Source organism: Melghiribacillus thermohalophilus (assembly GCF_004342905.1).
Taxonomy (GTDB): Bacteria; Bacillota; Bacilli; order Bacillales; family Alkalibacillaceae; genus Melghiribacillus; species Melghiribacillus thermohalophilus.
In genome coordinates this window covers 65,572-76,296 of sequence record NZ_SMAN01000013.1, presented here as the reverse complement: position 1 = coordinate 76,296, position 10,725 = coordinate 65,572, and the positions used below count along the sequence as shown (strand labels likewise).

Below are 10,725 nucleotides of genomic sequence, written 5' to 3'. Positions count from 1 at the left end.
ATGGACATTAAAAAAGATGACCCCGAATCAATATCGGGATCATCTCTTAGCTGCATAGGGTTTTTATAACTGTCCACTTTTCGGGGTACAGTTCATTCATAGATATCGGGTATTTTTAATTCCAAAAGTTTTAACAGTCTCGATCCCGGGGCTAATCGGTTTTCAGATCCTCGAATGTGAATCCGATTTTTTTAGGAATGTTGATGTGCGAGACCTGATTTTTTAAGTGCAAAGCCTGATATTCATCTGTGAGTTCTGATTACTCATTTTGTGGTCTGATTTACAGCGAGTGAAACCTAATCATAAAATTTTGATTTCTGGATATTGCTGATGAAACACCTGCCACTCCTGTTTATCCCGGTGACGGTCGGAGTAATTGAATATTTGTATGTTTTTTCAGGAAGGGGAATTTTTCTGTTTCTAATTGCTCTCGTAAGCACCCTAATGGTGATGGTAATAACAGGAAAAATCAGTCAGGAGAGGGCATTGAGGAAGGAGCAGAAGTATGAATAATGTTTTGATTGGTGCAGGTGGATTTCTTGGTACGATTATCATTTACATAGGTGCGAAATGGCTGTATGGAAAACTTCCCAACCCTTTTTTATTGCCAATTTTACCGGTAACAATGATAATTGGAACTTTTTTGCTGATTTCGCATATCCCTTACGAGACATATATGATTGGAGGGCAGGTTATCGACTGGTTTCTTGGACCTGCAGTGGTTGCCCTGGCTTATCCTTTATACCGGCACCGGGAAGTGATGAAAACATATCCGCTGACTCTGTTGGCCGGCATCGGATCGGGATCGATCGTAGGAGTGGTGACGGGAATATTGTTTGTCAAATGGTTCGGGTTTGATCGGGAGATGATTGTTTCCATGACGCCGAAAAATGCCACTACCCCCGTTGCCACGGAGATTACAGCCATGATTGGAGGAGTTCCTTCGCTGGCTGTCGTGTTTGTCATGATTGCGGGAATAGGTGGAGCGGTTTGCGGGCCAGCTGTTATGAAATGGTTTAAGATTTATCATTTTCTGGGTAAAGGAGCAGGAATGGGAAGTGCATCACATGCTATCGGTACATCAAAATCACTGGAGAATAGTGAGGAAGAAGGGGCAGTTAGTACAGTAGCCATGACGTTAAGCGCCATCATGGTGTCCCTGATCAGTCCGTTTTTTGTCTGGCTGCTTTTGTAAGAGGAGAATAAAGTTCAGGTAGGTGCCCTTTAATATAGATACCCCTCGTTTTTAAATAATGACATATTTTAAAAAAACGACTGTTTTCGCACACCATGTAAGTCAGCATTTTCCCCTTGACCTTAACGTTGCGTAAACGTTTACCCTAAGAATAGGGAGGTGAGAAGGTGAAATATACCGTGAATGAACTGGCGAAATTATCCGGGGTTACGAAGCGGACTCTGCGTTATTATGACGAAATTGGATTGTTAAAGCCTTCGAGAATGAATGAAAACGGCTATCGGGTTTATGGCCCGAAAGAGGTGGACCTGCTGCAGCAAATTCTGTTTTACAGGGAATTGGGTATCGAATTACAAACGATTCAAAAAATTCTTCATTCACCTGGATTCAGCGAGGTTGAAGCCTTAAAAGACCACCGGGAAAAACTGATCGCCAGACGGGAGAAGGTAAACCGTTTAATTCATAATGTAGAAAAAACGTTGAGGGTAAAGGAAGGGAATGGTACGATGAGTGATCAAGAAAAATTTGAGGGGTTTAAGGAAAGATTGATTGAGGATAATGAAAAGAAATATGGCCGGGAAATCCGCGATAAATTTGGTGATGACCAGGTACAACAGAGTTACTGGAAAATCAAGAATATGACCAAAGAACAATATGAAAAGATAGAAAATTTAAGTCAAGAAATTATGGATACATTAAAAGAGGCGATGGAAACGGGGGACCCTGGCGGTACCAGGGGACAAAAAGTGGCTGAACTTCATCATAGGTGGCTGGGATTTTACTGGGACCATTATACGAAAGAAGCTCATGCAGGTCTGGCGCAGATGTATGTTGATGATCAACGTTTTACGAAATATTATGATCAGGTGCAAGATGGTGCTGCTGAATTCCTCAGAGATGCAATATTTATTTATACTGGAATGAATGGAAAAGATATAAACAGCAATGGGAGTGCAGTTGACAGAGGATAGGATGATTGTTCTCTTCGTTTTTTTACAAAGTTTTTCGATTGGTGACAGGCACCTCCTGGATATGTCGGGGGGTGTCTTTTGCGTTAATGATGATTTTTTAAGGTAGGCAAGATAGGCAAGATCTGGAGGGAATTTTAATTTAGCACCTGGTTCTAAAACCTTATTGCAATTATTTTGTTTTATTGTTATGATTGATAAAACATATTTTGTTATATATTAATATTAATAAGTAAAGACCTGTTCAAGTTACCGTTCTCCTGAATATGTTTTGGGGGCTGTATCTAACCATAAAAGAATGCAGGTTTTTTGATGACTTGAAAGGAGCTTGATGCATGAAGAATGATCTCCATACCTTTGGCTGGTATGCTGCACGTCTGATCCCTCATCTCCCGAAAAAGGTGTTCCAGCCAGTGCCGGCCCGTCTGTTAGGGGGGCTAGCTTACTTGTTCATTGTAACGGGAGGTATCATTGCAATCAGTTTATTTGACCTCAACTTCTGGTTATCCGCTGGCATTTCCGTCATTTTAGGGTTCAGTTTTGCAGGTTTAGGTTTTTTAGGACATGAAATCCTCCACGGAACGGTTGTCCGCAAACACTGGCTCAGAGACTGGTTAGGAGCTATTGCCTTTTTGCCGCTTTCTACCGGTCCTTCCTTGTGGATTAAATGGCATAACGTGGAACATCATGGGCATACCCAGGATGAAGAGCGTGATCCGGATGCATGGCTCAGCCATGATCAGCTGAAAAAAAACCCGATTTTAAAATTGATTTACCGTATTCCTTTTTCTGTCCGATCTGTTTTTGGATTTCTTTCGCTGGCCGTCACATTTACCATCCATTCGTTTCGGATGTTTCTGGTCTATTTTAAAGATTTCAAATCACAAAAACGGCCAAAGGTATTGCTTGAGTTTCTGATTCCATGGTCAATATGGATTGGGTTGTTATTTATAATTGGTTTTGGGAACTGGATCTTTGCCTATTTGCTCCCTCTGTTAATCGCCAACTTTATCGTAATGAGTTATATTGCGACCAATCACAGGTTAAATCCGCTTGTACCTGTCAATGATCCTCTCGCCAACAGCCTTTCGGTTACGGTTCCAAAGTGGGTGGATGTGTTGCATTTTAATTTCTCATACCATACCGAGCATCATCTTTTTCCCGGTATGAATCCGAAATATTATCCGCTGGTCAAAAAACATATTAAAAAAATGTGGCCGGAACGGTATCACGAGATGCCGATGTGGAAGGCGATGTACGCTCTCTGGAAGACCCCGCGGGTGTATTATCAGAAGGACAGACTGATTGATCCCGAAGAAGAGCATCTGTATGATACGCTGGGAAGAGGACTCGATCCAGACGATATCCGTTCACAAAAAAAATCAAAAGAAAAACAGGATAATCCCTTCCTCCATGGAAAGAAAGGGATGGGAAATTAAACGATGACGTTTCCTAAAAGACTGCTGGTCCATTTTGGTCCTGCAGTCTTTTTTAGGTGCCCGGTAATATCGGACGGAATCCTGTGCATTCGATTAGGATTGGATATCAGGAACATAACACCTGGGATAATATGGGGGGCAATTGTCGCATAGCTATCATCTAATCCCATATAAATGAGGGGAAAAACTGAATGGTCCTGGCTTCACGGATTATGTTCGAACACGTTTAGACTTCATAGCTGTACCAGGCATGGACCTGCATGAAAACCGATTTTTCATGCAGGAACCTGCAGCATCCCCAACCCTGCAAGTCATGATTGAAATACAGGGAAAAACGAAACAGGTTCATATACCCTTTTCAATATTTTTAAAATCCAGGCATAATATAGTTGTGAGACAACCTTATTGAGAAGGAGAAGGTGTGCACATGAGACGAATTCTTTCGATTGGTGTTGCCGTTGTATTTGCATTGATCTCAGGGATGCTGACATTTTCAGCAGGTGTATCAGCAAGCGAAGGAGAAAATGACAACGTAATAGATGAAAAATTTGGACAACCGATTGTCGTTTACGGGGAATCGTTGACGGAAGAACAGAAAGAACAGGTCCGTAGACTTCTTGATGTTGATGATCCATCAATGGTTCAAGAGCATATCGTCACGGCAGAAGATCTGGTGAATTATATTAATGGAGACCCAAACTCCAATATGTATTCCTCGGCAAAAATTATTCGTAAAGAAGATGGGCATGGACTGGAAGTGAAGATTATGAATCCTGAATCCATCACCCAGGTGACAAAGGATATGTATGCCAATGCACTGCTTACGGCAGGGATAGAAAACGCAGTGGTTGAAGTGGCATCACCGTTAAAAGTAACCGGGCACTCTGCCTTAACGGGGATTTACAAAGCCTATCATGTGGAAGGGGAATCCCTTAATCAAGACCGGATGGAAGTCGCCAATGAAGAATTAAGCCTTGCTACAAAACTGGCAGAAAAAGAGGGGATGGATCAGGAAAAGGTCAGTGAATTGCTGACACAAATTAAACAGGCAATTTCTGAACAAAACCCGGCTTCAAAAGAGGAAGTTGAACAAATTATCCAGGAACAGCTGGACAAATTAAATCTTGAATTAAGTCCCGAAGACCGAGAACTTCTTATTAATTTATTTGAAAAAATGCGCACCATAAATATTGACTTTGACAGTGTCAGAAGTCAATTAGAAACCCTGGCTAATGATATACGGGGCAGAATAGAAGATGTGACCGGAGATACAGGGTTTTTCCAGGCTATTGTGAACTTTTTCAAAAAAATTATCGAATGGATCGCCAGCTTATTTTAAGGTGCCAGTCACCTCCTAATATTTGTCGAATAAGATCGATTTTAGTTAGGCATATTACTGACATGTCAATGACAACAAAAAATTCCCCGGACTATGGCCTGTCTAAGTAAAACCATAATCCGGGGTATTATATGTCAAAAGGAGAAGATTACATGAAAAATTAATTTTGAACGAGATATTCTTTTCCTTTGTTTGAGACGGTGTATTCATTATGGAATGTTTCAATATATCCCGCTTCTGTCAATTCTCTTAGGCTGCTTCTGACCTTAAAAATAGGCAGTCCCGTGAATCTGGCAATAGCATCCTCTGTTGCAGGCTCCTTCACAGCATCTAAAAAAAGTTTCAGCTGTGATGGTGAGAGTGAGACTTCTTCTTTTCCGCATGCCACTAACATCACCTATTCTTTTAATTCTTTTTTAGCTAAATACCAGTCAATCACTTCTAGTTCCTCATCATTTGCCCGTTCTTCAGCCTGCTGCTGGGATGACGGGGGAGGAACAACAACTTTTTCTCCTGGTTTCCAGTTTGCTGGTGTGGAAACTTGATGGTTTGCTGTGGTTTGAAGAGCTTTGACAAGACGGACGATTTCATCCATATTGCGTCCTGTGGTCAGTGGGTAATAAATGATGGCTTTGATGATTTGGTTGTCGTCGATTACGAATACAGCTCGGTTTGTTTCTGTTGTACTTTCTCCAGGGTGGATCATTCCGTATTTGGTCGCCACTTCTTTATTCAGGTCAGCGATCACTGGAAATTCAACCTTCACACCTAGCTTTTCCTGAATGTTGCGAACCCATGCAATATGAGATTGAACACTGTCTACACTGAGTCCAAGCAGCTCCGTGTTCAGTTCTTTCAATTGCGGATAAATTTCCTGAAATGCGACGAATTCTGTTGTGCAAACGGGTGTGAAGTCGGCGGGGTGCGAAAATAACACAAGCCATGATCCCTTGTAATCTTCAAGTTTAATTGGACCGTGGGTCGTATTTACTGCAAATTGCGGTGCTGGATCGCCAATTCTCGGAAGACTTGCGGCTTGCTCTTTCGTTTGTTCAGACATTGAATAAAACCTCCCTTTTTCCTTAAAAACCTATAAGAATAGTATGTTTTAATTATATACGCTATTGCACAAAAATGGAAGGGGTAATTTTCGTCCGACAGGTGCCAGTCACCTCCCGAAAATTAATGGAAATTGTTGAATACTTCTCGCCACTCATAAGAAAATCCCATGTCCGCATGTATAGGGACATGGGAAAAACCGTTTACTGGAGAAGAAAAAGATGAGAAGGGAAGTCATTTATTTTCGGCCGTCAGATCGATCTTTAAAAAGTTTTCGATGGAAAAAGCTGTCATTCCAAGTGAAGCGGAGTAACTGGAAAGGTGGGAGAATTCCAGTGATAAATTATCCTGGAAAAACCATAGCAGGTTTTCCTTGATTGTTTGTTCCACTGCTTCCCGAAGCCACTGTTCGGCTGAAGCCATGCGGTTCCCGATAATGATCTGCTGAGGGTTAAATGTATTAATAATATTCGTGATCCCTACACCAAGCATTTTGCCTACCTCAGTAAATAGTTTAATTGCAGCTGGATCGCTATGATGTGCTTTTTCGATTAAAGATTCTAGAGAAGCCTGTTCCCGGGCGATTCCACTTTCAAGGGCCTTTTGAATTAAAGCCTGTTCGGATGCATAAAGCTCCCAGCACCCGATATTCCCGCATCGGCATTTTTCTCCACTTGCGTTTATCGTCATATGCCCCATTTCTCCGGCAAACCCCTTATTGCCCTGATAGAGATGACCATCTATAATCAGTCCTACACCGATTCCAATTCCCGCGCTGACATAAACGATGTTATCGGATGTTTGGCCTGCACCAAAAATTTTTTCGCCATAAGCGCCTGCATTTGCTTCGTTTTCAATCATCACGGGCACATGGAACTGATCTTCAATCATCTCTTTTAGAGGGGCGTTTTTCCAGTTTAAGTTCGGAGCAATCAATACGGTTCCATTTTTATGCACGATACCTGGAACGCCAATACCGATGCCGATTAAACCGTAGCGGCTTTCAGGAATATTCTTTTTTAAATAAGAGATAATGTCTATGACCTGTTCCATCATTTCGGAATAGCCGAGCTGATGAACCGAGATCTTTTTTTCCAAAATGATTTCACCTTGTAAATCAGTCAAAATTCCTAAAATGTAATTTACTCCGATATCTATGCCAATGGAATAACCTGCTGATGCATTAAATAATAGCATGATGGGCCTTCTGCCACCTGTCGATTCTCCCGGTCCTTTTTCATAAATCAGATTCTCACTGATCAGCTCATTCACGAGTGAAGATACGGTGCCTTTATTCAAATTTGTTAAACTAGCAATGTCTGCCCGTGAAATCGGAGACTTATTCTTGATGATTTCAAGAACGATGGATTTATTGCCTTTTTTGACGACATGCTGGTTCCATGTCTGGTTTATATCTAGATTCATGTTAATCCCCTCTGTTTCGTCCATTTTGATAATATCATATCAGAACTTCAATTGATTATAAACTTTGTTTATCGACTAGACAAACAAAGTTACGCCTGCTATACTATAAATAACTTTTCAGCAAAATGCAAATTTTTAAAATTTGATTAGGGGGTATTTTTTAGGATGAAGAAGAAAGCGGTTACATTATTGTCGTTGCTGCTGATGCTTTTATTGGCTGTCGCAGGGTGTGGAGATGATCAGGCTTCAGAAGGCGAAAGTGACGGGGAAAACAAGACGATACAATTTATGCACTTATGGCCAGAAGGTAATTCAACGGCCCATTACAACATTGTAGAAGACATTATTGACGGATTTGAAAAGGAAAACCCGGGTGTAAAGGTTGATGTGGAAGTGTTGAGCAATGAGCAGTATAAGGAGAAGATTAAAGTATTATCTTCTTCAGATAAGCTCCCGGATGTAGGAATGACCTGGGCAGCAGGATATCTGAAGCCATATGTTGAGGGGAATCAGTTTGCTCCACTAAATGATGTGCTGGATGGTGGACTGGAAGATCTTTTTGTATCTGGCACAGTGGAAGCTTATTCCATTGATGGTCAAGCGTATGGACTGCCTCTTGAACTGAATATTGCTCCGGTGTTTTACAATAAAGCCATGTTTGATGAGTATGGGTTGTCTGCCCCTGAAACGTATGAGGAATTCAAAAATATTGTCAGCGTTTTAGCGGACAATGGTGTTGCTCCCATCGCACTGGGCAATAAAGACCGCTGGACAGGTTCATTATGGTATATGTACTTAGCTGACCGCATCGGCGGACCAAATCTGTTAACTGAGGCGATCAACGGAACCGAAACATTCCATAATGCCGAGTTCCAGAAAGCTGCCGAAGAAATTCAAAATCTCGTTAATCAAGATGCCTTTGTTCAAGGTTTTAACGGATTAAGTGACCAGGAAGCGAAAAGCCTGTTCATGAACAGTCAGGCGGCCATGTACTTAATCGGTTCATGGGATTTGCCAAACTATACGACTAACGAAGAAGTTCCACAGGAGTTCAGAGATTCGATCGGATATTTCAGTTTCCCAACCGTTGATGGCATGGGTGATCGGAACAGCTGGGTTGGGGGACCTGGTGTAGGTTTGTTTGTGGCCGAGAATTCTGATGTGAAGGATGAGGCAAAGGCTTTTGTTAAATATTTTGTTGAACAGTGGGGAGAGCAGGCTGTTACGAAGGCCGGTGTGATTCCTGCTACAAAAGTTGATACCGATAAAGTGGACCTGCATCAGATGTATATCGATGTTCTTAACGATCTGAGCAACGCTTCGAATATCACATTATTTGCCGACGTTCAGATGGATCCGGATGATGCCCAGACACACCTTGATTTGATTCAGGCATTATTTGGATTAGATGTTACCCCTGAAGAATTTACTGAGCAGCATCAGGAGGCGTTGTCAAATTAACCGGTTCAACACCGGCCTAATATAAAACATACCGAAAAAGGGACATAATTATATCTCAGCGATGAATGGCACACGATGTCCCTTTTTCCATACAAACAAAAGGAAAGGCGATTCCTATGAATAAAGTCATGTCAAATAAATGGATGATTGCTTTATATGTATTGCCGTCCCTTATGCTGGTAGCCATACTGATTTTTATTCCACTTGTGTTGACGGGGTATTATGGTTTAACAGAGTGGAATGGTGCCGGTGTTATGAAATTTGTTGGTCTGGAGAATTATGCACATGCGCTTCAGGATGAACAATTTCGGGAAAGTGTTGTGCATTCCTTTCTTCTGGCCCTATTTTCTACATTAAGTTTAGGGATTTATCTGGTGGTTTCCTTAATTTTGGCTTCCAAAATAAAGGGAACCAATTTGTTGAGAAAGATCTACCTTATTCCTATGCTCCTTTCGTCAGTGGCGATCGCTCAGCTCTGGCTGAAAGTTTATCATCCGACAAATGGTATGCTGAACAGTTTATTGAATCTCCTGGGTGTAGATCATCCGCCTGAGTGGCTTGCTAATCCGGATATCGTTTTATATGCCATATTCATCCCTATTTTATGGCAATATGCCGGGTTTTATATTTTGATCTATTATGCAGCTTTGAAAAACGTTCCGGAAGAACTGATCGAAGCTGCTAGAATCGATGGAGCAACACCATTGCAAATTGCGTTAAAGGTAAAGGTACCGTTGATATCAGGAATTATCAAAGTAACCGTTGTACTTGCTATTGTCGGCTCATTAAAATATTTTGACCTGATCTATGTCATGACAGGCGGAGGACCGAACGGTGCCAGTGAAGTTATGGCTTCCTATATGTATAAAGAGGCATTTGGCAGCTATCACTTCGGATATGGTAGTGCTATTGCATTTTATCTGTTGATTATTACATTAATCATGACCTATTTTACACGGAAATTAACAGCTTCAAAAGATGATGTTCAATACTAGAGGTGAAATAAAATGAAACTGCCTTACGTTTTTTTATATATGGTTTTAGCGCTGATAGCTGTTTTTCAAATTTATCCACTCATCTGGCTTTTATCTTTTTCATTAAAGGACAATACCGAAATTTTCGGGAAGTCGCCCTTTGCTCTTCCTGAAAGCCCGAAGTGGGAAAATTATGTGAAGGTATGGACAGATGGCAATATTGGTACTTATTTTTTTAACAGTGTCTGGATTACGGTATTGTCTGTTGCCCTGACTGTGCTTCTGGCGAGCATGGTAACTTTTGCAATAACCCGTATGAACTGGAAACTAAATAAACCCGTGCTTGGACTGTTTATGGTTGGGTATATGATTCCGATTCATTCGGCATTAATACCGCTCTTCAGCATGTTTAATAAAGTGGGTTTAATTGATAACCCTCTGTCCATTGTGATTACGTATACAGCGTATAACCTTCCGCTCACGATTATGATTTTGCTCGGATTCTACTATAGCCTGCCGAGGGAGATGGAAGAAGCTGCGATTATGGATGGGTGTTCCATTAACCGTTTGTTCTTCAAAATTATATTGCCAATGACCACACCTGTCGTTTCCACAACCGTCATTATTAACATGATCTTTAACTGGAATGAGTTTGTCTTTGTGAATACCTTTATCAGTTCAGAAAAATACAAGACGCTGACGGTAGGCATTCAGAACTTTATCGGGCAATATATGACAGACTGGGGTGCTATCGGAGCAACTTTGATGATCAGTGTCTTGCCATTGTTAATCGCTTTTATTTTCTTCAGTGACCGGATCATTGATGGAATTACTGCCGGTGCCGTGAAAGGTTAATCCAGGGAGG

At 41.4% G+C, this 10,725-nt stretch carries 11 protein-coding genes; 8 read left to right on the top strand and 3 right to left on the bottom strand.

Annotated elements, in window-relative coordinates; genetic code table 11:
- The first annotated feature begins 330 nt into the window (after window positions 1-330).
- From EDD68_RS09925 to EDD68_RS09905, 5 genes are all read left to right on the top strand, one after another.
- On the top strand, window positions 331-513 hold the full coding sequence (locus EDD68_RS09925) for a CidA/LrgA family protein (RefSeq protein WP_165902133.1): 183 nt from the start codon (window positions 331-333) through the stop codon (window positions 511-513).
- The gene (locus EDD68_RS09920; protein WP_132372090.1) at window positions 506-1,195 is read left to right on the top strand and encodes an LrgB family protein; all 690 of its coding nucleotides are present in this window, start codon (window positions 506-508) and stop codon (window positions 1,193-1,195) included. Before EDD68_RS09925 ends, EDD68_RS09920 begins: the two co-directional genes overlap by 8 nt.
- A gap of 167 nt (window positions 1,196-1,362) precedes the next feature.
- On the top strand, window positions 1,363-2,166 hold the full coding sequence (locus EDD68_RS09915) for a MerR family transcriptional regulator (protein WP_132372089.1): 804 nt from the start codon (window positions 1,363-1,365) through the stop codon (window positions 2,164-2,166).
- A gap of 332 nt (window positions 2,167-2,498) precedes the next feature.
- Window positions 2,499-3,602 (top strand): Delta(10) desaturase DesB, encoded by a 1,104-nt coding sequence (gene desB, locus EDD68_RS09910; RefSeq protein WP_132372088.1) that lies wholly within the window; start codon window positions 2,499-2,501, stop codon window positions 3,600-3,602.
- Between the two features lie 427 nt (window positions 3,603-4,029).
- Window positions 4,030-4,941, top strand: a complete 912-nt coding sequence (locus EDD68_RS09905; RefSeq protein ID WP_132372087.1) for a DUF1002 domain-containing protein — start codon at window positions 4,030-4,032, stop codon at window positions 4,939-4,941.
- 160 nt (window positions 4,942-5,101) lie between these two features.
- Here the strand turns inward: EDD68_RS09905 and EDD68_RS09900 are convergent, their stop codons facing one another.
- The 3 genes from EDD68_RS09900 to EDD68_RS09890 form a co-directional block, all read right to left on the bottom strand.
- Entirely contained in the window at window positions 5,102-5,335 is a 234-nt protein-coding gene (locus EDD68_RS09900; protein ID WP_132372086.1) for a hypothetical protein, read from the bottom strand.
- Window positions 5,336-5,338: 3 nt separating this feature from the next.
- Window positions 5,339-6,001 carry a peroxiredoxin gene (locus tag EDD68_RS09895; protein ID WP_132372085.1) on the bottom strand — a complete coding sequence of 221 codons (663 nt, stop codon included), beginning with the start codon at window positions 5,999-6,001 and terminating at the stop codon, window positions 5,339-5,341.
- 233 nt (window positions 6,002-6,234) lie between these two features.
- Window positions 6,235-7,425 carry an ROK family transcriptional regulator gene (locus tag EDD68_RS09890; protein ID WP_132372084.1) on the bottom strand — a complete coding sequence of 397 codons (1,191 nt, stop codon included), beginning with the start codon at window positions 7,423-7,425 and terminating at the stop codon, window positions 6,235-6,237.
- Between the two features lie 165 nt (window positions 7,426-7,590).
- Here EDD68_RS09890 and EDD68_RS09885 point away from each other — a divergent pair, with 165 nt between their 5' ends.
- The 3 genes from EDD68_RS09885 to EDD68_RS09875 all read left to right on the top strand — a co-directional run bounded on the left by EDD68_RS09885 (window position 7,591) and on the right by EDD68_RS09875 (window position 10,715).
- Window positions 7,591-8,886, top strand: coding sequence for an extracellular solute-binding protein (locus tag EDD68_RS09885; RefSeq protein WP_132372083.1), 1,296 nt, complete (start codon window positions 7,591-7,593; stop codon window positions 8,884-8,886).
- A 116-nt stretch (window positions 8,887-9,002) separates the two neighbouring features.
- Window positions 9,003-9,881 carry a carbohydrate ABC transporter permease gene (locus tag EDD68_RS09880; RefSeq protein WP_132372098.1) on the top strand — a complete coding sequence of 293 codons (879 nt, stop codon included), beginning with the start codon at window positions 9,003-9,005 and terminating at the stop codon, window positions 9,879-9,881.
- Window positions 9,882-9,893: 12 nt separating this feature from the next.
- Complete coding sequence (locus EDD68_RS09875; RefSeq protein ID WP_132372082.1) at window positions 9,894-10,715, top strand: carbohydrate ABC transporter permease; 822 nt, start codon at window positions 9,894-9,896, stop codon at window positions 10,713-10,715.
- Window positions 10,716-10,725 lie beyond the last annotated feature (10 nt).

Bases quoted from the DNA above. Each gene is read 5' to 3' on its own strand.
- EDD68_RS09925 (WP_165902133.1), top strand. From the start codon at position 331: ATGAAACACCTGCCACTCCTGTTTATCCCGGTGACGGTCGGAGTAATT.
- EDD68_RS09920 (WP_132372090.1), top strand. From the start codon at position 506: ATGAATAATGTTTTGATTGGTGCAGGTGGATTTCTTGGTACGATTATC.
- desB (WP_132372088.1), top strand. From the start codon at position 2,499: ATGAAGAATGATCTCCATACCTTTGGCTGGTATGCTGCACGTCTGATC.
- EDD68_RS09905 (WP_132372087.1), top strand. From the start codon at position 4,030: ATGAGACGAATTCTTTCGATTGGTGTTGCCGTTGTATTTGCATTGATC.
- EDD68_RS09900 (WP_132372086.1), bottom strand. From the start codon at position 5,335: ATGTTAGTGGCATGCGGAAAAGAAGAAGTCTCACTCTCACCATCACAG.
- EDD68_RS09895 (WP_132372085.1), bottom strand. From the start codon at position 6,001: ATGTCTGAACAAACGAAAGAGCAAGCCGCAAGTCTTCCGAGAATTGGC.
- EDD68_RS09890 (WP_132372084.1), bottom strand. From the start codon at position 7,425: ATGAATCTAGATATAAACCAGACATGGAACCAGCATGTCGTCAAAAAA.
- EDD68_RS09885 (WP_132372083.1), top strand. From the start codon at position 7,591: ATGAAGAAGAAAGCGGTTACATTATTGTCGTTGCTGCTGATGCTTTTA.
- EDD68_RS09880 (WP_132372098.1), top strand. From the start codon at position 9,003: ATGAATAAAGTCATGTCAAATAAATGGATGATTGCTTTATATGTATTG.
- EDD68_RS09875 (WP_132372082.1), top strand. From the start codon at position 9,894: ATGAAACTGCCTTACGTTTTTTTATATATGGTTTTAGCGCTGATAGCT.